Source organism: Micromonospora sp. NPDC049102 (assembly GCF_043197485.1).
Taxonomy (GTDB): domain Bacteria; phylum Actinomycetota; class Actinomycetes; order Mycobacteriales; family Micromonosporaceae; genus Micromonospora.
Window position 1 is genome coordinate 29,772 of sequence record NZ_JBICTE010000043.1, and the last position, 20,188, is coordinate 49,959.

The 20,188-nt window shown below is 69.5% G+C and carries 19 protein-coding genes; all 19 read right to left on the reverse strand.

The window, feature by feature from the left end; all coding sequences use genetic code 11:
• Positions 1–192 precede the first annotated feature (192 nt).
• Positions 193–501 carry a metalloregulator ArsR/SmtB family transcription factor gene (locus tag ACGFH9_RS28580; RefSeq protein ID WP_393225241.1) on the reverse strand — a complete coding sequence of 103 codons (309 nt, stop codon included), beginning with the start codon at positions 499–501 and terminating at the stop codon, positions 193–195.
• Positions 498–1,337: a metal ABC transporter permease gene (locus ACGFH9_RS28585; RefSeq protein ID WP_393225243.1), complete on the reverse strand. Its 840-nt coding sequence runs from the start codon at positions 1,335–1,337 to the stop codon at positions 498–500. The genes ACGFH9_RS28580 and ACGFH9_RS28585 overlap by 4 nt, the downstream gene beginning before the upstream one ends.
• Positions 1,321–2,208: a metal ABC transporter permease gene (locus ACGFH9_RS28590; protein WP_393225246.1), complete on the reverse strand. Its 888-nt coding sequence runs from the start codon at positions 2,206–2,208 to the stop codon at positions 1,321–1,323. Before ACGFH9_RS28590 ends, ACGFH9_RS28585 begins: the two co-directional genes overlap by 17 nt.
• Positions 2,205–2,975 (reverse strand): metal ABC transporter ATP-binding protein, encoded by a 771-nt coding sequence (locus ACGFH9_RS28595; protein WP_393225247.1) that lies wholly within the window; start codon positions 2,973–2,975, stop codon positions 2,205–2,207. Before ACGFH9_RS28595 ends, ACGFH9_RS28590 begins: the two co-directional genes overlap by 4 nt.
• Position 2,976: 1 nt before the next feature.
• Positions 2,977–3,963: a metal ABC transporter substrate-binding protein gene (locus tag ACGFH9_RS28600; protein ID WP_393225250.1), complete on the reverse strand. Its 987-nt coding sequence runs from the start codon at positions 3,961–3,963 to the stop codon at positions 2,977–2,979.
• Between the two features lie 121 nt (positions 3,964–4,084).
• Positions 4,085–4,846, reverse strand: a complete 762-nt coding sequence (locus tag ACGFH9_RS28605) for a class I SAM-dependent methyltransferase (RefSeq protein ID WP_393225253.1) — start codon at positions 4,844–4,846, stop codon at positions 4,085–4,087.
• A gap of 112 nt (positions 4,847–4,958) precedes the next feature.
• A complete protein-coding gene (locus ACGFH9_RS28610) occupies positions 4,959–6,149 on the reverse strand; it encodes an aminotransferase class V-fold PLP-dependent enzyme (RefSeq protein WP_393225256.1) in 1,191 nt (396 codons plus the stop codon).
• A 1-nt stretch (position 6,150) separates the two neighbouring features.
• Positions 6,151–7,455 carry a pyridoxal-phosphate dependent enzyme gene (locus ACGFH9_RS28615; RefSeq protein ID WP_393225258.1) on the reverse strand — a complete coding sequence of 435 codons (1,305 nt, stop codon included), beginning with the start codon at positions 7,453–7,455 and terminating at the stop codon, positions 6,151–6,153.
• A gap of 11 nt (positions 7,456–7,466) precedes the next feature.
• Positions 7,467–8,855, reverse strand: a complete 1,389-nt coding sequence (locus tag ACGFH9_RS28620; protein WP_393225302.1) for a Y4yA family PLP-dependent enzyme — start codon at positions 8,853–8,855, stop codon at positions 7,467–7,469.
• A 354-nt stretch (positions 8,856–9,209) separates the two neighbouring features.
• A complete protein-coding gene (locus ACGFH9_RS28625; RefSeq protein WP_393225260.1) occupies positions 9,210–9,617 on the reverse strand; it encodes a Fur family transcriptional regulator in 408 nt (135 codons plus the stop codon).
• Positions 9,618–9,975: 358 nt separating this feature from the next.
• A complete protein-coding gene (locus ACGFH9_RS28630) occupies positions 9,976–10,629 on the reverse strand; it encodes a choice-of-anchor M domain-containing protein (protein ID WP_393225263.1) in 654 nt (217 codons plus the stop codon).
• Entirely contained in the window at positions 10,626–11,282 is a 657-nt protein-coding gene (locus ACGFH9_RS28635; RefSeq protein ID WP_393225266.1) for a choice-of-anchor M domain-containing protein, read from the reverse strand. The genes ACGFH9_RS28630 and ACGFH9_RS28635 overlap by 4 nt, the downstream gene beginning before the upstream one ends.
• A gap of 72 nt (positions 11,283–11,354) precedes the next feature.
• On the reverse strand, positions 11,355–12,263 hold the full coding sequence (locus ACGFH9_RS28640; RefSeq protein WP_393225269.1) for an anchored repeat-type ABC transporter permease subunit: 909 nt from the start codon (positions 12,261–12,263) through the stop codon (positions 11,355–11,357).
• Positions 12,263–12,976, reverse strand: coding sequence for an anchored repeat-type ABC transporter ATP-binding subunit (locus ACGFH9_RS28645; RefSeq protein WP_393225304.1), 714 nt, complete (start codon positions 12,974–12,976; stop codon positions 12,263–12,265). The genes ACGFH9_RS28640 and ACGFH9_RS28645 overlap by 1 nt, the downstream gene beginning before the upstream one ends.
• Positions 12,977–13,002: 26 nt before the next feature.
• Complete coding sequence (locus ACGFH9_RS28650) at positions 13,003–13,995, reverse strand: choice-of-anchor M domain-containing protein (RefSeq protein WP_393225271.1); 993 nt, start codon at positions 13,993–13,995, stop codon at positions 13,003–13,005.
• The gene (locus ACGFH9_RS28655; RefSeq protein ID WP_393225273.1) at positions 13,995–15,578 is read right to left on the reverse strand and encodes an anchored repeat ABC transporter, substrate-binding protein; all 1,584 of its coding nucleotides are present in this window, start codon (positions 15,576–15,578) and stop codon (positions 13,995–13,997) included. Before ACGFH9_RS28655 ends, ACGFH9_RS28650 begins: the two co-directional genes overlap by 1 nt.
• Positions 15,575–17,179 carry a TIGR03773 family transporter-associated surface protein gene (locus ACGFH9_RS28660; protein WP_393225307.1) on the reverse strand — a complete coding sequence of 535 codons (1,605 nt, stop codon included), beginning with the start codon at positions 17,177–17,179 and terminating at the stop codon, positions 15,575–15,577. The genes ACGFH9_RS28655 and ACGFH9_RS28660 overlap by 4 nt, the downstream gene beginning before the upstream one ends.
• Before the next feature lie 148 nt (positions 17,180–17,327).
• Positions 17,328–18,554 carry a WxL protein peptidoglycan domain-containing protein gene (locus ACGFH9_RS28665; RefSeq protein ID WP_393225276.1) on the reverse strand — a complete coding sequence of 409 codons (1,227 nt, stop codon included), beginning with the start codon at positions 18,552–18,554 and terminating at the stop codon, positions 17,328–17,330.
• 119 nt (positions 18,555–18,673) lie between these two features.
• Positions 18,674–20,146, reverse strand: coding sequence for a choice-of-anchor M domain-containing protein (locus ACGFH9_RS28670; protein WP_393225279.1), 1,473 nt, complete (start codon positions 20,144–20,146; stop codon positions 18,674–18,676).
• Positions 20,147–20,188 lie beyond the last annotated feature (42 nt).

A 20,188-nucleotide genomic window follows, 5' to 3' on the forward strand; every position in this document is an offset into this window, starting at 1 on the left:
GGGGCGGCGAGGAGCTTCGAGGAGCTTCTCCACCCGGGCACAGATTTCCCCTGCGAACCGGGCGGACAGAGCGATGCGACGCACTTGCGCCCGGGTCGTCAAGTCCGTACCGCTTGCCGAAAAGGTGCAGCTTGGGCGGCCCTGAGCAGCGCGCGGCGGCAAGGCTGGACCCCAAGACTCTCCGTGCCATGCTCAGGCCGAGTGCCGGGCGTGGTGAAGCACTTCCGTGATGAGTCGCCTGGTGGCCTCCCCTTGCAGCGTGTAGGTGACTTCTCGCCCACGGCGCTTGCGCCGGATCAACCGGGCCTCCTTGAGGTACCGCAGGTGCCGGGCGATGATCGTCGAGTCCGCGGACATCGCCTCCGCCAGGGACGCCGGCGTCTGATCGCCGTCCTGCAGCAGCACGAGAATATGTATTCGGTGCTCATACGCCATCGCGCGCAGCACGACCACCGCGCGGTCCAGTGCACGCCTCGTCTCGTCGAAATGTGCGGTGCTCATGCGGGGAACGCCCGCAGGCGGGCGGTGGCCATGTGCCGAGATCTGACCAGCCGGGACAGCACGGTCGACAATGCCAGGATCGCAGTGGCGGTCAGGGTGATACTCGCGCCGGCGGCGACGTCCCAGCGGCTCGACGCGTACAGGCCGCCGAGCCCGCTGAGAGCGCCGAGCGTGACGGCCAGGGCGGTGATGATGCTCAGGCGGTTGGACCACTGGCGCGCCGCCGCTGCCGGCGCGACGATCAGGGCGAGGGCGAGGATGGTGCCGATGGCGGGGACGATCGTGACGACCGCGACCTGGATGGCGAGCAGCAGTACGACGTCCCAGACACCGGTGGCGAAGCCGCCCGCCTGTGCGCCGGCCCGGTCGAAACCGGTGTAGCGCAGTGGACGGGCGCAGGTCAGCAGGACGGCCGCGACGACGACGAGCGCCACGGCGGTGGTCACCAGGTCCTGCGGGCTGACGGTGAGTATCGATCCGACGAGGAACGATGTCAGGTCTCGGCTGAAGCCGTTCTGGGTGGCGACGAGCCCGGCGCCGAGCGCGAAGCCACCGGAGAGCAGGACGCCGGTCGCCGCAGCGGTGTTCTGGCTTCGGTGGCGGCTGAGCGCGGCGACGCCCAGCGCGACGACCGCGCCTGCGACCACGCCGCCGACGACGATGTTGACGCCGATGATGGAGGCGGCCACCACCCCGGGGAACGTGGCGTGGGTCAGTGCCATGGTGAAGAAGGACAGTCGGCGGAGCACGACGTGAACGCCGACGAGTCCGGCTAGCGCGCCGGCGAGCAGCACCTCGGCCGTGGCCCGGTGCAGCGCGTCATCCCACCAGTTCATGCGGGGACCTCCTTGCGTCGGAGACGATCCGCCCGTGGTGGTGTCTCGCCCGCAGCGCGCCTAGCGGGAGCAGCAGCAGGTAGGCGAGCACGAGCAGCAGGACGACGGCGGAGGCCGAGGTCAGGGAGATGCCGTAGTCGACCGATGCGGTCCAGCTGGCCAGGAGGCCGCCATATGCGGCGACGAGGATGAGGGCGGTGCCGATCACCGCCATCAGCGACAGGCGTGCGGTGAGCATGCGGGCGGCTGCGGCCGGCACGATGAGCAGCGCCACCACCAGGATGGTGCCGACGGCGCGCACCGCGGCGACGACGACGAGTGCGACGATGATGTTGAGCAACAGATCGAGCCAGGCGACCCGGAAGCCGGCGGCGGCCGCTCCGGCCGGGTCGAAGGTCCGGAAGATCAGGGCGCGGGCACTGATCAGCAGCAGCCCGAGGATGACGACCGCCAGCACGGCCGTCTCCGCGATCTGGCGCGGCGTCACCGTCAGGATGCGTCCGAAGAGGAACGACGTCAGATCCGAGGTGTACGAGGAGCGCCGCGACACGAGCACCACACCGATCGAGAACATGGCGGTGAGCACCACGGCGGTGGACGCGTCGTCGGACAGCGCCCCGCCACGGCTGAGCAGGGTCAGCGCCGCCGCGGTCACGAGGCCGGCGACCAGCGCCCCGACGACGATGCCCTCGATGCCGCCGGCCAGGAACCCGATGACGACGCCGGGGAACACGGTGTGCGTCAGCGCGTCGGAGACGAACGACAGGCGGCGGGCGAAGACGAAGACACTGACCGGTCCGCAGATGAGGGCGAGCAGCGCGAGTTCGGCCAGGGCGCGTCCCATGAACGGTACGGTGAACGGCTCGATCACGGCTCCACCAGCACTGTCCGGCCGTCTCTCAGCTCGATGGCGTGTCCGCCGTAGGCGCGGCGCAGCGTGTCGGCGGTCAACGTCTCATCGGGCGGGCCGACCGCCCACTGCCGTCCGTTGAGCACGCACACCGTGTCGGCGATCTCATGCGCGACGGTCAGGTCGTGGGTGCTCAGCACCAGGGTGGTCCCATCCGCGCTGAGTTCGCGCAGGACGGACAGGATGGCGTCGTGGCTCACCGCGTCGACTCCGTTGAACGGCTCGTCGAGGAGCAGCAGCCGTGGCTCGGCGGCGATGGCGCGGGCGAGCAGTATCCGCTGGCGTTGGCCGCCGGAGAGCACGCCGAAGTGGGTCTTCGCGTGATCGGCGAGGCCGAGACGGTCGAGCGCCTCGTGCACCACTCGACGGTCGACGCTGCGGGTGGGACGCCACCAGCCGATGCGTCGGTAGCGGCCCATCATGACGACCTGGCCCGCGGTCACCGGGAAGTCGACATCGAGGGAGTCGGTCTGTGGAACGTATCCGGTGTAAGCCCGGGCCTGGCCCGGCACGCGCCCGAGCACGGTGGACGTGCCGGCGAGGACCGGCACCAGGCCGAGGATCGACTTGATCAGCGTGGACTTGCCGGCGCCGTTGGGCCCGATCAGGGCCAGGCGCTGCCCGGGGGCCAGGTCGAGGTTGACGTCGGTGAGCACGGGCGTGCCGTGGTAGCCGACGCTTGCCTCGGTGAAGCGAAGGGCGGCGTCGGCCACCGCGACGTCGTCCATGTCAGCCGCCCAGCGCCGTGACGATGACCTGGGTGTTGTGCCGCTCCGCACCGAGGTAGGTGCCCTGGGGCGTACCTTCGGCGCCGATGCTGTCGCCGTAGAGGGCGTCCTCACCGCCGATGACCTTGACGCCGGCCTGGTTGGCGATCGCCTCGGCGCTCTTGGGTGGCAGCGACGTCTCCGCGAAGATTGCCTTCGTACCCGTGGCCTTGATCTTCGCGACGAGATCGTTGAGCTGCTTCGCGCTCAGCTCGGCGGAGGTGTCGAGGCTGGGGATGACCGAGCCGACGAACTGCAGCTTGTACCGGTCGACGTAGTAGCCGAAGGCGTCGTGGTTGGTCACGAGCTTGCGCTGGTCGGCAGGGATCTTGGCGAAGGCTGCCTCGTTGTCCGTGTCGAGCTTGTCGAGTTCGGCAGTGTAGTTCTTCAGATTGCCGGCGAAGGCGGCGGCGTGTGCGGGGTCGGCCGCGGCGAGGCCATTCTCGATGTTGGCGACCATCGTCTTGGCGTTCAGCGGGTTGTGCCAGATGTGCGGGTCGTGCTCCTCGCCCTCGTGCGCGCCCTCGCCCTCCTCGTGGCCATCCTCGCCCTCCTCGTGGCCGCCCTCGCGCAGGGTGACGCCCTGGCTGGAGTCGACGACGGTGCCCTTGAAGCCGGCTGACTCGATGGTCTGGTCGAGCCACTCCTCGAGGCCGACGCCGTTCTTGACGACGATGGCGGCCTTACCGATCGCCTGGATGTCGGCCGGGGTGGGCTCGTAGTCGTGTGGGTCCACGTTCGGCTTGATGATCTGTGTGACGGTGACGTCGCTGCCGCCGATGGTGCGGACGAAGTCGGCCACCTCGGGGGTCGTGGCGACCACGGCGAGCCCGGTGCCAGCCGAGGCGTTGCTACCGCCCTCGGCCGCGTCGTCACCCGAGCCACAACCGCCAATCACAAGCGCGGCGGCGGCCGCCGCGGCGATGATCGTGCGTTGTCCATGCTTCACGAAAACACTCCATTCCTGAGATCCGGAACGGTAATCGTTTTCGCTAAGTATCGTCTAATAGCGAGATGACCACACGTGCATGTGTCGTCCCCACAGCGCTCCGGGACCGGGCGGGCGGCCCTTAGGCCACGGCCGCCAGCGCCGCATGCGTGCCACATCGCCAGAGAATCCCGGCCTCGCCGAATCCGGCCTCACGAGCGGCGGCGGCATGCCAGGAGCCCGGAGCAGTAAACTCGGCCGGCGGGCGGTTCTCGAAGATCGCCGCCCGCTGCGCCAGCAACGGGCGCAGCACCTTCAGGTCCGCGATACCGCTCCACCACTGCGCCCAGGCCAACTCCGCGACGGCTTCGTCCGGGGCCGGGTTCAAGGCGCCCATCAGCGATGGAAGGCCCTCGTCGGGCATGAGGTCCGCGACGATGAGCAGCCCGCCGGGAGCCAGGCAACGGCGGGCGTCGTCGTAGAACGCGCGCACCCGAGCCGGGGGCAGGTAGTGCAGGGTCATGACCACCGTGACCAGGTCATAGCCGCCGCCCGCGCGGTCGACCCAGCCCGGCGTCGACAGGTCGCCCTCCAGCGCCCGCACCTCGCCCCACAGGGCGCCGCGCGCCAGCGCGAGTAGCACGGGATCGATGTCCATGAGGGCGATCGCGGCATCGGTCCACCGCCGGGCCATCCGCTCGGCGAGCAGCCCTGGTCCGCCACCCAGGTCGAGCACCCGCGCGGGCGACCGGCCACCAACAGCCTCGGCGACACGGCACAGCGTCTCCTCAAGGCTGGCCAGGTGCGGGACGAATCCTTCCATGACCTGCGCCCAACTCTCACGCCACCGGACGGCTTGCGCGCGATCGAGCACGACGCCGGGGGCGCGGGCGGTCGTTGCCATGGGTGCACTCCGGGGCGGCGCGCGGACAGGACGGCCACACGATAACGGAAGCCATTTCCGGCAGCATAGGTGATTCGCGGTGGAAGAACCGGCATATCGCGGTGCGTGTCGGTCAATCGCGGTCGAGTTCCGCCAAGACCGATAGAAGTCGGTCCACTTCCTCGGCGGTGTTGTAGACGTGGAGGCTCACCCGTACGGATGCCGTCTTCTCGCCCTGGTCGCCCTGACAGTGACCGTCCGCGCGGACCAGAAGTCCGTGCGCGGCCAGGATGAATCCGAGGTCGTTCGAGCCGATCAGACGGTGGCGAAAGGCCACGATGCCCTGGCGCTGCTGCACAGGGGTGTCGGCGGCCAGGCTGCTCTGACAGCCCAGCACCTCAACGTGGGGCAGCGTACGCAACTCGTCGGTGAGCCGCGCGCCGAGCGCGGTGTTCCATCGGGCGACGCGGTCCAAGCCAGCGGCGTCGAGCCAGTCCAGCGCGGCGACCAGGCTGATGATGCCACTGGTGTTGGGTGATCCGCTCCAGCCGGCCTGCGCGTAGACCGGACCGCGCTGATTGCGCGCCCAGATCGCGCCGGTGCCCGGCAGCGCCATCGCCTTGTGCCCGGAGAACACCACGAAGTCGACATCGGTCGTCGCGGTGGACAGCGGCAGATGCCCCACGCCCTGCGCGGCGTCAAGGCAGATGGGGATGTCCGGTCCGGCGGCTGCGCGCAGCCTGTGCACGTTCATGTCGTTGCCGTAGACGTGGTGCACGTGGGTCGCGGCGATCAGGCGCGTCCGATCGTTGATCATCGCCGCCAGCCGATCGGTGTCGTAGTCGTGGGCGGCGTCATAGGGCATCGCTCGCAGGTTGATGGACAAGCCGTGGTGACGCAGCAGTTGCGCGGTTTCCAGCCAGGGCGCGTTGTTGGCGGCGTGGTCCGCGAACGGCACGATGATCTCGTCGCCGTCGCGCAGCTGCGGGGCAAGCCAGTCGCGGGCGATGGCGCGCAGGCCCTCGGTGGTGCCGCTGACGAAATGCACGCCCGAACGCTGCGGCGCCGGATCGTCGAGGAAGCGACACAGCCGGTCCCGGGCCTGCTCGATGCGGGTGGTGGTCCGGTTCGCCCACGGATAAGTGCCCCGGGCGGCGTTGGCGTTGCCCGTCGTCAGATAGGTCAGGACGGCGTCGAGGACCGCCTGCGGCTTCTGCGAGGTCGCGGCGCTGTCCAGGTACGCCACGTCGGGGTTCGCGGTAATCAGCGGGAACTGCGCGCGCAACGTCTCCTGCCACGGGCGCAGCTCGTCGAGAACATCCATGTCAGTCGCGCACCAGCTCGGCGCCGGCGTCGCGCCAGGCGATGATCCCGCCGTCGAGCGAGCGTACGTCCGGATGCCCCATCCGGGTCAACAGAGCGGCGTAGCGGGCGGACTTCTCCCCCACCGGGCAGACCAGCAGCACCGGCTGGCGGCGGCCGAAGGGCAGCCCACCGTGCAGCAACTCGGCGAAGAGTTCGTCGACGATGTTGATCGAACCGTCGATGTGCAGCGCCTGGTACGCGAACGGGCTGCGCAGGTCGACTACCAGCCCTCGACGTTCGGCTATCCACCGCTCGGCTCCCGCGACATCCACCGTCGCCGCCTGCCGCACCTCCGCGTCGGTCACCGTACGGACGGAGTTACGCCGCGGGGGCCGACCGAACAGCTCGGGGCGCCGCTCTCGCAGGTAACTCATGTAGCTCTCCACGCGGTCACAGACGATGAAGACCGCCGTGCGGCGTTCGGTGAGCTGCGCGTCGATGCCGCGCAGATGGCGTACGGCGCCCTGGTAGGCACCGCCACCGGTCGGTCCGGCGAGCGTGCCGCATCGGCGCACGAGGGTCAGCAGACCGTCGATGGCGTCGTCGGCGGTGATCGTCTCCACCTCGTCGTAGACGTCCGGGTCGAAGAGGCCAACCTGGTGCACCTCGTCGATGGTGCGGATCCCCGGGATGAAGTCGGACTTGTGCGCCACCAGCCCGACGACGCGCACGTCAGGATTGTGCTGGCGCAGCGCCGCCGCCACACCGGTGGAGGAGCCGGCCGTTCCGACGCAGGCGATGAAGTAGTCCGGGGCCCTGCCGTCGAGGTCCTTCACGATCTCCGGGCCGGTACCGTTCAGGTGCGCGTCGACGTTGAGCTCGTTGAAGTACTGGTCGGTGTGCAGGTAACCGCCGCCCGACCCGGCGAGCCGGTGGTACATCCTGGTCAGCGGGTCGTCGGTGTCGCTGGGGTCGAGGCATTCGGCCTGGCCGGGCAGCTCGTCGATCTCCGCGCCCAGCAGCAGCAGCAGGTCCTTGATCTCGGCGACCTTCATGCGGTTGGTGACGCTCTTGAAGGTGAGCCCGTGCATCCCGGCGATGACGGCGAGGGCCTTGGCCGTGTTGCCGCTCGACAACTCGACGACGGTGTCGCCGCGCTCAATCGCCTGGGTGAGCAGGGGTCGGGCCATGTTCCACGCGGCGCGGTCCTTCAGGGAGCCGAACGGGTTGAGCAACTCCATCTTGGCGTACAGGTCGATGTTGCCTAGGCCGTGCACGGCCGGGTCGATGCGCACCAGCGGGGTATTGCCAATGGCATCGGTCATGCTCTCGAACCTCATGGCGCCTCCGCACGATGGTGAACGGGCCAGTACTGCTCGTCGAGGCACCACCGCCACGCGCCGTCATCGCGGTACAGCGCGACCTTGCGGCCGATCGGCTGGCGCAGTGCGTGCGTGGCGCTGAAGTCCATGAGGTAGCCGGCAGTGTTGACGAAGGCCAACAGGTCGCCGGCGCGGGGCCGGGACGGCAGGAAGACCTTGCGCCGGGTGATGAGATCCGCTTCGAGACACAGATTGCCGAACAGGTACACCCCCACGGGTTCCGGACCGGCCGGCGTCGTCCGGTGCACGACGACCGGGTCCATCAGGACCCCGTGCTCCTCAAGGCTGACATCGCGTGCGTTGCAGTCCAGACGCACGACCGTGTCGCCGTTGGCCTCGTCACGGACCTCCAGAACGCTGGCCAGGACCAGACCGCACTGGTCGAGCAAGGCCCGACCCGGCTCGACGTGCACGTCGTACATGTTGTCCAACAACAATGTGCCGAGTGGGCGGCGCTGCTCGGGCGCGCTTGTTCGCAACAGCCGATCGAGGTACGCGGGTCCGGAGACGGGCCGGTAGGCGGGGTACAGGTTCAACGAGCCTCGAACGTGGCCACCCTCGGCGCGTAACCCGTACCCGTGCCCGTTCCAGGTCAGTGACGCCCGCCTGCCGAGCACCGCCTCGGTCAACGCCGAGGTGTACTGCTCCCACTGCGCGCCGTCAGCGAGGTAGTCCACGCCGAACCCACCGCCGATGTCTACCGACCAGGGCCGCAGACCGCGCCGGCGGCACTCATCGAGCACGCCGAGGCAGCCCTCCAACGCGACAGCCTTTTCTGGCAGCCCGATCGTGTCGAGGTGGAACGCCACTCCGACCAGATCCAGGGCATCGGCGTGTTTCTCGATCACGTCGAGAACCTCGCTCGCCCCGGCAACCGGCACCCCGAAGCGGCTGCGGCGACTGCCGAGCTGCACGCCGGTCGAGGTGAAGCCCGACAGGCGTGCCATCACCCGTGAGCGCGGCAGCGACCAATCCGTGACCAATGTGGCGAGCGTCGCCAACTCGCCGACCGAATCAGCGCCGACGGTGACTCCGGTACGGGCGCACAGCCAGAGAAACTCCTCGTTCTTCGGCCCGGTCGCCATGATCCGCTGCGGCACGAAGCCGGCACCGAGCGCGTGCTGCAACTCGGCGAGCGACGCCACGTCGATACCCGCGTCGGTGGCAGCGAGTTCGCGCACCAGGGAACTGGACCGGTTGGCCTTGTGCGCGTAATAGATCTGACCGGAGAGGCGATGGTCGGAAAAAACCGAACGGAATGCCGCAACATTGTCCGTCAACTGCTGTGGCAGGATCACGCCGAGCGGAGATCCCAACGCGTCGGTTAATTGTGCCATTAACACGGTTTCGTCGAGCGCCGACTGCAGTGTCGGACCGATTCGCGGAGACAGGAAAAGGGGCAATGCGACTCCTCAGCTGAGTCGTGGCGCCACGGACGCCGCCACCCTTTCGCCGAAAAACCCTTCGTGACGACGGCCTGCTTCAACGTAACCGATGTTCCGACGCCCGCCAAGAGGTGGCAGCCGAGCGACTGGACGCTTCACCCCACATAAACGAGTGCGCATATGTGGCAGTCGCCGTCAATGCATGCGTGGAATATCCAGCAACCCGAAGACCACGGCGCAGAATCATTGCCTTCTTCTGCCGGGAACGGAGCACGCTTGACACTCGATGCGGGCGACACCCGAGTCCGCAGTTCAGCCGTCGGCGCAGGCTGCGCAGATACCGAAGATCTCCATAGTGTGGTTGACGTCGGTGAAGCCGTGGCGGGTGGCCATCCGCCGAGCCCACTCATCGACGCTTGGGCCACTGACCTCGACAGTTCGGGCGCAGAGGCGACACACCAGGTGGTGATGATGGGTGTGGGTGCTGCACCGGCGGAACATCTGTTCACCGTTGGGCAGCCGCATACTGTCGATCTCGCCACTGTCGACCAGCGCCTGCAGGGTGCGGTAGACGGTGGTCAGGCCGACCGCCACGTCGCGGGCGCGCAGATCTGCACACAGTCGCTGCGCGCTGCGAAACTGGTCGGACTCCTCCAGCAGCGCCCTCACCTCGGCACGTTGCCGGGTGTTGCGGGTGGTGCCGGGCGATATGCCAGTCATGGCCACGCCCCTCGGGTCCGCGTCACTTCCTGTGGCGGCGTGGCAGCCTCGCCACCGAGACCGCCATGCCTCCCCTGGTCCGCCCACCGGAGGTACCACGCTCCTAGACGGACCGATGAAATGATAACCAATTCAGGTTAGTGCTGAGTTCGCCGTCCCGCCGGCTGCGGATCTCGCCGTCCGACCACCGGCGATGTCGATCCGCGAACGCGGCACGGCGGAGGTCGGTGCTGGTGGCACTGGTCGGCGCGCGGCGCCTACGAGGAGTAGGCGCCGCGCCGATCGGATCCCCAGGCCCACGCGTCCCACCGGGGCGGATATCGACAATGAGTTGGCAGATCAGGTGCGGTGGGACGGGTCAGGGAAGGACTTCGAAGGTAAAGGTCTTGGCGCCAGAGCTGACGGTGGCGCCGCTGGAGGCGAGTGTGCCGGTGACTTCGAAGGTGACGGCGTAGGTGCCGGCGGCGTCGAAGCCCCAGTTGGCGTGGGCGTGGGTGTTGTAGTTGACGTTGAGGCTGTCGGGTAGGCCGTTCCCGCTGTCGAAGAGCACGGTGGGGGTGCCGCCGGAGACGGTGTAGATGCTGAAACCCGCAGGGCCGGAGACGCTGGTGAGTTTGAAGGTGACCCGGTTGTTCTGGAAGACGCCGCTGGACACCTCGGTGGTGTTCCACCCGGCCCAGAGCAGTCCGGCGGTGCTGGACTGTGGCAGGACCCACGCCTGGCCGCCGGTGCCGAGGAAGGACCAGGCCGAGCCGCCGGGCACGGTGATCTTGGCGGTGTTCGGCACCCGGAAGAGCACGTCGGCGGGGTTGCGTTCGACGGCGGTGGTGCCGGTGCCGTCCAGGACGTTGACGGTGAGCGCGCCGGCGGCGTAGTCGACGTCGATCACGTCGACGTGACCGCTGGAGAGCACCACCGGTGCCGCGGCGACGGGCGTGGCGGCCCCGACGAGCAGTGCGCCGGTCAGGATGAGACCGGCGAAGAACCGGTTGCGGGTGCGCATGGCGTTCACGCCTTGACCGTGAAGCGCAGCGTGGCGGGGGCGGAGGTCACCTGCTGGCCGGTGGCGACCAGGGTGCCGGTGGCGCGCACGGTCACGTAGTAGGTGCCGGCCTTGTCGAACGCCCAGTTGGCGTGCGTGTGGTCACCCGCGGCGACCGTGATGGCGTCGGGAAGGCCGTCACCGCTGTCGGCCAGGATGGTTGGCTGGCCGACAGCGTTCTCGGTGTAGATCGCGAGTTGGCCGGGACCGGTAACGGACTGCGCCGAGAGCGTCAGTGCGTCGCCGGCGAAGACGCCGGCTTCGATTTCCTCGGCGGCGATGCCCGGCCAGATCAGGTTGGTGTTCTCGATCTGCGGCAGGACCCAGACCTTGGACACCCCCGGGGTGCCGAGGAAAGCGTAGGCGGGGTCGGCGGGGACGGTGACCTTGGCTTGGCGCTTGACGACCAGCTTGACCTCGTCGGCGCCGTACTCGATGCCGTTGTCCTCGTCATGGACCCCGACCTTCAGCGCGCCGGCCTCGTAGGCCACGTCCACGAGGTCGAGATGGCCGGTGTTGAACACCACGGCAGACGTGGTGGCGGCATGGGCGGGCAGGGCCGTGGCGACCAACGCCACGCCCAGGACACCCGACGCCAGTAGATGACGGACGGTGCTACGCACGAAGATACTCCTCTCCCGCGACGGTCCCTAGTGGACCGGCGCTTAATGGAAACGATAGTCGTTTTGCTTCGTCTACGATAGGGCTGGACGAGGACTCGGATGCGTGTCATCGCCGAGTTCCTGCCCGCCGGGGCGTCGCCACCGTCGAGTCAGGAGGCCGTGTCGCGGGGCCATCAGCCAGGCGGCAAGGAAGACCGCGGTGGCGACCAGAACGATGGTGCCGCCGACCGGTGTGTCGTAGCTCCAGGACAGGTACAGCCCGACGGTCGCCGAGACGCCGCCGATCAGCGGGGCGAGCAGCATCATCACGCAGAGCCGGTCGGTGAGCAGACGGGCCGCCGCTGCGGGGGTGATCAGCAGGGCCAGGACGAGGATGTTGCCGATGGTCTGCAGGGAGATCACCACGGCCAGAGTGACCAGGACGTAGAGCACGATGTCGAGCCAGAAGACCGACAGCCCCATGGCGCGGGACATCTCCCGGTCCAGGCAGACCGCGACGAATTCCTTGTGCAGGGCGAGCACCAGGCCGAGGATGACCAGGCCGGTGCCCCCGACGACGTACAGGTCCCGGTCCGGGATACCGGTGATCGAGCCGAAGAGGAACTGCTGCAGCGATCCGGCGTATCCGGGGGCCTGCGAGATGATCACGATGCCGAGGGCGAACGCGCCGACCAGGAAGACGCCAATGATCGAGTCCTCCTTGACCCGCCGGTTCTGCGAGAAGACCGCGATCAGCAGGGCGGTAGCGACACCGGCGACGGCGCCACCGAGCACCAGGCTGCCCTGCAGGACGAAGGCGACCGCGATGCCCGGGAAGACCGCGTGCGCCACGGCGTCGCCGATGAACGCCATGCCGCGCAGGACGACGTAGCAGCCGACGACGCCGCAGACGATGCTGGACATGACCGCGATTGCCAGCGCCTTGGGCAGGAACGCGAGGTCGGGGTTGAGCAGGTCGGTGAGAAAATCGGTGATCGACATCAGGTTGCCCTCACGAGCTTCAGCAGTGGGGAGGTTTCACTCACCCCGAAGGTCTTCGTCCACAGGTCGGCGTCCTGCAGGTCCGCCGGCTGCCCGTCGGCGATGATCCGGCCGTTGAGTAGGACCAGACGGGTGCAGGAGTCCACCGCCGCGACGAGATCGTGGGTGGTCAGCAGCACCGCTTGGTCCTCTGTCGCCAGGCTGGTGAACAGGTCCCCCAGCAGTTCCTGCGTGGGCATGTCGAGTCCGGTGAAGGGTTCGTCCAGCAGCAGGATGCGCGGCGCGAGCGCGAGGGCTCGCGCGACCAGAACGCGTTGACGTTGCCCGCCGGACAGCTCACCGACCGGCCGACGGCGCAACCCGGTCAGCTGCACCCGGTCCAGCGCGTCGCCGACTGCCCGCCAGTCTTCGATGCCAGGTCGGCGGAGCAGGCCGATGCGGCCGGCCCGGCCGCTCATCACGGCCTGTTCGACCGAGATGGGGAAGTCCCAGGTGAACTCGTGACGCTGAGGGACGTATCCGATCTCGGAACGGCCGGGACGCGACGGCTTACCGTCCACCGTCACGGTGCCGCCGCGGATGCGCGTCAGTGCCAGGATGGCCCGGAGCAGGGTGGTCTTCCCGGCGCCGTTGGGCCCGAGCAGCCCGACCAGCTCGCCCCGGTCCAGGTGCAACCGGATGTCCCGCAGGACCGGCCTTCCGCCGAGGTCCACGTCCAACCCGTCGATGTCGAGTGCTCTCACCGCTGGCCCTCCGACCGTGCGGCGGCGCGTTCCTGTTCGGCCCGGCGCTTCGCGCCGCGTCCGCGTAGCAGCAGGAGGACCAGTCCGACGGCCAGCAGGGCAGCCGCGCCGGCCAGCGCGATGAGCAGCAGTGTCATGGACGTGCCGGCAGGCTCCTCGTCTGCGGCCCGGTCCTCGTCTGTTGGTGCTTGCCCGGCTGCTGCGGGGATGTCCGCGGCGGCGGTGAACGCCTCGTCGGCGCTGGTGGCGTCGCCCACGGCGAAGCGCAGCGTGCGGATCGCCGAAGCCGTCTCCCCGTTGACCAAGTCGGCCGACGCCCGGACCGCGACCAGGTAGACGCCGGGTGCGGTGAACACCCAGTTGGCGTGGGTGTGAGTGTCGACCTCGGCCCAGAACGGCTGCGCGGTGGAGTCGGCGGAGCGCCACAGCGGCTGGGGCGCGGCGAAGTTGCCCGACTGCAGGTAGGTCGTGAGGTTTCCCGGTCCCCGGACGCCGAGCAGGGTCAGCGTGACACCACGGTCGATGGTCTGCATCACCCGGGGGTCCTGGGTGTTCCAGCCGAGCCAGACCACGCTCTGGTTCTGAACCTGCGGCACCACGTACACCCGCTTGCCGGCGTCGACGCCGAGGAAGGCGTACGCCGGGTCGTCGGGAACTGTCTGCAACGCGGCGTCCGAGACCCGGAGCAGGACCTCGTCGGGGTTGCGCCACACCGGTCGCGCCTGCGTGCCGTCGTGGATCAGCAGCGTCCACTGATTGTCGACGTAGCGGGGGCCGAGGTCGACGTGTCCGGTGGCGAGTTCCGCCCGGCCGGCGGCCAGGGGCTGGTCGGCGGCGATCGACTGGCTGAGGCCCGGTGTCGGCTCCTCGGCCCGGGCCGGGGTCTGCGTCGTGGCCAGCACGATGACCGTGGCCACCGCGCAGCGCAGGATGCCGCTGGTCGTACGGGGGCGCCGGCGCGCCCGTCCTGCCGTCACTGGCTCCTCCATCACTTGTCCGTGGTCAGGCAGTCGTGCAGCGATTCGGCGTTGAACCGCATCATGTCCGCATACGTGGTGACGTCCCGGTCGAAGGTGTCGCCGTAGATTGCGCATACCCGCAGCCCTTCCTCGCGGGCCACCTCGGTGAGGGTGGTGGATCGGGCCGCCAGGTTGGGCTCCAGGAAGACGGCGGGGATCTTCAGGTTGCGGATCGTCTCGGTGAGCCGGCGGCGGTCGGCGAGGCTCGGTTCGGTGGCGGGGTTCGGGGTGACGAAGCCGGAGATCTGGACCCCGTACGCCTGGCCCAGGTAGCCGAACGCGTCGTGGGTGCTGACCAGGTGCCGGCGCGACGGCGGGATGCGGGCGATGGTGTCGCGGACCTGGTTGTCGAGCGTCTCCAGCTCCCGGATGTAGGCCGAGGCGTTCGTGCGGTAGTCCGTCGCGCCCTGCGGGTCGACGCCGATCAGGGTGTCTCGAATCAGCTCCACATAGGAGATGGCGTTGCGGACGTTCTGCCACAGGTGCGGGTCAATCTCGCCGTGCACGTGCTTGCCGAGCACCGCCTGCGGAAGCTGGTGGACCTGGGTGCCAGGCCGGCCGAGGAATCGGAACCTGCGGTCACCGGGCACCTCCAGCAGCGCCTTGTTGGGCACCTCGATCACGGTGCTGGCCGGGTCATACACCCGCTGGTTGGCCTCGCCGCTGCCCTTCGGGTCGGCGAACAGGTAGAGCCGCCGCTCGTCGAGGTCGACCGTGGTGTCGGCGTGGCCGGAGTGGAGTATCTCTGCGCCTGCCATGCCTGGCACCGAGTGTGGGTCCACTCCGACGGCGAAGGTGAACGCCTGCTCCCCCATCGGGACGGGGGCGGTGTCGGGGGTCACCGCCAGCTGCGCCTGCATGGTCAGCCGGTAAATACCCGGCTTCGTGAACGCCCAACTCATGTGGGTGTGGGCGTCGGGTGGCAGCGTGGCGGTGTCGTCTCGGTAGCCGTTGGCGGCGTCGAACCCGTCACCGGAGTCGACGTAAAAGGACGGGTTGCCGAACGACTCGGTCAGGTACGCGAGCACCCGGCCGGGCCCATCCGCGGCGGTCGCGCTGAGCAGCACGTCGGAGGAGCGGTTCGCGCCCTGCGCCGTACCGGTACCGCGTACCCGCATGCCCAGCCAGATGGTGTCCAGTGATACGTCCTCGACCAGGGGGATGATCTCCGCGGCGTACTTCACCGCGCCCTCGGCCAGCGAGATATTCGGTACGCCGTCGCGCAGGTTCGCGTCCAGCGCCTTGATGACGGCCTGCTCCTCCAACAGCAGGTAGTTGCTGAACGCCACGTCGGCGTAGACCACATCCCGAACGTCTCGCAGCGACGGCTCGTAGCTGTGCGGGTCGGCCCTGTCCGGCACCAACGAGTTGACGACCACCCGCTCACCGCCGACGTTGCTCACCAGATCCCGCAGGATGCCGGTGGTGGTGATGACCTGGAGCCGGTCGTCGTCGGCGGTCAGTGCCACCTCCGACCGGCAGCCGGCGATCAGCCCCACGATCAGCAGCGGCAGGATCGCCTGCCGAAGCCGTGGCACGACCAGCGGGCTCATGCGTCTGCCGTTGAGAGGCCGGCACGGCGGCGACGGCCCAAGGCCACCAGCAGAATCCCGACCGCCACGGAGACGATGCCGATTGCTCCCGCGGTCATCACCCAGCCGGCACCGGTCCGGGGCAGGGGCCCGCCACCGCCCTGCGCCGCACCGCCGTTCTTGTCACCGCCAGCGCCACTGCCACTGCCACTGCCGGAGCCGAAGCCGCTGTTCGGGTCGGTGCTGTCGCCGACGGTGAGGGCGAGCGTCTTCGTGTCGGTGACCGCCTTGCCGGCGCTGGTGGTGCCGTTCATCTGTACGGCGAGGCGGTACAGGCCGGGCTTGCTGAACGCCCAGTTGCCGTGCGCGTGGGTGTTCAGCGGGACGCTCAGTTGCTGCGGGAGTGCCTTGGCGGAGTCGAACAGCACGTCGGCCTTGCCGAACGAGCCGGTCAGGAAGAGGGCGAACCGGCCGGGCCCGTTGACGCCCTTCAGCGTCCAGGTGACGTTGCCCTTGACACCCGACACGACGGACTCGTGCTGAGTGTTCCAGCCGGGCCACACGATGCCCGCCTGCTGGGACTGCGGCAGCAGCCACACGGCGTCGCCCTGCTTGCCGAGGAAGTCTGCTCCCGCCGGCACCGTGATCTTCGCGTTGTCCTTAACCTGCAGGACCACGTCGGCGGTATCCCGCCAGACGGGAGGGCTGGTCCGGTCGTCCTTGATCCGGATCGTCCAGTTGTCTCCGGACAGTTGGGGGCCCATGTCGACGTGCCCGTCGGCAATCACCTGGCGGGCGCCCGCTGCGGTGGTGGTCGCCGCCTTCGCGGCCGCCGGGGCCGCTGCGGCGGGCTTCGGCGTGGCGGGCTTCGGCGTGGCGGGCTTCGGCGCAGCCGGAGGTGCGGCGAGTGCGCGCGCTGCCGACTGCTCGTCCGGGCGCGGCGCCGGTTTGGCAGCAGCCGGTAGCGGCGCCTGTTCGACTGGGCTGATGGCCGGGACCCGCACCCGGTACGTCGCCTCGGTGCTGATTTGCTGGCCGGTGCGCAGGGTGGCCGAACCAGTCAGGGTCAACCGGTAGTCGCCGGCCGCGTCGAAGGCCCAGACCACGCCGCCGGTACGCGTCGCCGCCGGTAGCTGCGCCGTCCGCGCCAGACCCGGGCCGCTGCCGAAGAGCGGGGTCGCCGTGCCGAGGCCGGACAGGGTGTACGCCGTAAACGTTCCCGGCCCTTCCACGGAGTGCAGGGTGAGGGCCACCGTGTCGTCGGTGACAACGCCGGGGCGTACCGCGGTGGTATCCAGCGCCGGGAACCCGCTGTCGCCGGCGGACAGTGACCACACGGCGTGCCCCGGCGGACCGAGAAAGGCGAAGCCCTTGCCTGCCGGGACTCGGCCGGCGAGCCCGCCGTCCGGGCCGAGCACCACCTCGGCCGGGTCGTGTCCGGCCGCGTCGCGCGACACCTGCGCGGCGTCGCGCAGCCGCAGCGACATCGTCTCACCGTCGAGCGCGACGGATACCAGGTCCGCGCCGGCCGCGGTGACCGCGGCCGGCTCTGCGGCCGCCGGCGCACCCCCAGCAGCCAACGCCAGTACGGCCACCGCAAGACCGGCGGCGCCGGCGCGCATGGTTCTCATCCTCATTGCATGCTCCCCAGACGGCTTCGTAGTGGTTCATCGAGGTGGTGTCGCGCCGTGACGGCGTGACTCGCAGGGCTGACGCCGCCCGACGGGATCGGGAGGGCCGGCGCGGCACCCTCGGTCCGGCACAGCCCGGTCATCGCTCGTCCTGCACCGTGCGGTCGATGTCCGGCTGCCGGTTGTTGTGACCCGGCCCGCGATCGTCGGCGTCCGACGCCGGGCGCTGCGGTGGCTCACTGTCACTGCTGGGCTGCCGACTCACACCGATCGCGGCGGGGACCGGGGCCTCCCTGCCGTCCAGCGTCCGTTCGGTCTCCCGGCTGGACTCGGAACGACCCTCCTCCCGGGCGGCGGCTACCGTCCGGGCGATCTGTCGGGCCCGCCGCCGGCGCGCGGCGATTAGCGCCCAGCCGACGAGGGCGAGCAGGACCAGCAGGCCCATCTGTGGCCAGGGCATCGCCCAGACGGTGGTGCGCGCCGTGCGGCTGTGCGGCTGCGGGTCGAGGACTTGGTCGCCCACCGCAGCGGGCGCGACGGCGGCGCTCGCGGTCAGCTGGAACAGCGGCGGCACGCCCGTCATACGTACGGTGGTGGTCAGTTCGCCACCGGGCAGAATCTCCGCCAGGGCCGCCCCGTCGGTCGAGCGCCGGCCGAGGCCGAACGGTCCGGATGCGGCGAGCGCGGGCTGCCCGGTGAGCCGGACGTTGCCGGTGTTGCGGACGGTGAAGGTCGCGGTGAGCGTCCCACCGGCGAGGGGGTTGAGCGAGCCCGTGTGCCGTACCCGAAGGTCCTCGACAGCCAGCGCCGGTCGCAGCTCGCCGCTCACCCGCAGGTAGATCCGCGCGCCGACCCGATGGTCGACGGCGACCTGGTTGCCCTGCGCGTCTGCCGCCGTGGCGGCGAGCGAGGCGACGATTCCGCCGGCGTGGTCCCCGGGCGTGGCATTGTTCGGCACGGTGAGCGTGAACGGGATGTCCAGGCGGGACGTGGACGGGATGGTCACGGTGGCGCCGGTGAAGCGGACCCAGGCGCCGACGTCGGTGGGCTTCTGACCACCGGCAAGCAGGTCGAACCCGCCCTGCGCGGTGGTGAACGCGTCGCTGGCGTAGAGGTTCAGGGTCAGCGGACGCGACGAGTGGTTAGTGACCGCGACGTAGTCGGTTAGGGTGGCGCCGGGGTCGAGCTTGTAGGTGAACGCTGGCCGGCCGTTCGGGCCCTTCGCGCTCGACGGCGACACTCCCCACGTCACGGCAGACGGTGCCGACGGCGCAGGAGGCGACGGCGTAGGAGGCGACGGCGTAGGAGGTGCCGGGGCCGCGCCGAACAGGACGATGCCGGTGGCGATGGCGGCGAGCAGGCGCATGGCGGGGATGAATTCCGTTCCTAGATCAGAGGAGTGAGCGGGTCGCGGCAACGGCCCTCCCACCCCGCGACCGTCCGGTGGCACGGTTCAGCGCCGGGCCACCGGACGGGTTCGGGCGATCAGATCGCGGTAAGGGTGAGGGTCGCGGAGTACGTCCCCGCAGCCGTCTCGGTGGGCAGGTTCAGCCGCAGACCCGCGCCCAGTTGCGCCGTGCCCCGCCCGGCACCGCCCGGCGCCGCTCCCAGCACCGCGCTGCTACCAAGACCGCCGCCGGACCCGACGACGTACGGCGTAACCTCCGGACCAGCGACGACACCCTGCCCGGAACCCTGGGCGATCAGCCGAGGGTTCCAGCCGAGGTAGCCGGAGCTGAACGTCGCACCATCCGGCCCGACGAAGTCCGCCGGGATCTGCCCGGACGCACTCCACCCCGGTCGGCCGGCGCGGGTGTCGGTCACCGTGACCGGACGGAGCTCACCGTTGCTCTCCCACCGGTCACCACCGGCGGTGAGCTGCGCCGGTGGCAGCACCACGGCACGGTCGTCCGGATTGACGCTGATCACCAGAGAACCCTGAGTCTCGTCGATCGACGCGGTGATCGTCTGCGAGGTGCCCGGCTCCTGCGGCGGGAACGCCACCCAGAGGGCCACGGGTTCGCTGGTCGCTACCACCTCGTGGGCGTCGCCGTACACCTTGACCACGTACTCGCAGGCGTTCAGCTCCCGAATGGCCGTGAACGAGTAGCTCGCTCCCGCCTCACCCGCGATGATGGCCCAGTCCTCCGTGCCGGGGCACCTGCTGAACCAGTGGTAGTGGTCCAGCTCGGTCTGCGGCGTCTGCACCGCGCTGAGCGTCACCGTGTCGTTGGGCTGGTACTCGTCGGCCATGCCGCTGACCGCCAGGCTGACCTGCGGCCCACCGCCGGACAGTTCACCGACGACGAACGCGTAGTTGACCGGCCCGGTGCTGACCGTCGTGCCGTTGGTCAACGTCGCGTCGGCCTGGAACGTCAGGGTGTAGTTGCCCATCGCGCCGAACGCCCAGTTCGAGTGCGCGTGGGTGTGCACCGGCACGTCGATCGCGTCCGGCAGACCGTCGTCGGAGCGGAACTTGATGATCGGACCGCCGAACGAGTCCTGCGTGAACAGCGTGACGCTGCCCGGCCCCTGCACATCGACCAGGCTCAGCCGCACCTTGTTCCCCTCGAACACCCCCGAACCGAGCGTCGTGGTGTTCCAGCCCGGCCAGAGCAGATCCGGGTCCTGGGTCAACGGCAGGAGCCAGACCTGGCTTCCCGCCGGCCCGAGGAAGGCGAACCGGGGATCGTCCGGAACAGCCATCGCCGCCTCGGGCAGAACCTGGAACGTCACGTCGGCCGGGTCCCTCGTCACCGAAGGGCTGACAGTGTCGTCGTGCACCTTCAACGACAGCGAACCATCCTCGTAGTGCACGTCGAGCGCATCGGTGTGCCCCTTGGACAACACCACCTTCTCGGCCGCCGACGCAGCGGTCGGCGCCAGCACCGTGCCGGCGACCACCACCGCCCCGGCAACCAGGGCCGCGAAACCGCGAGCCATCAGAGTCGCATTCATACCTCCCCTTTCAGCACCGCGCGACCTGAGCGGTGGTACATG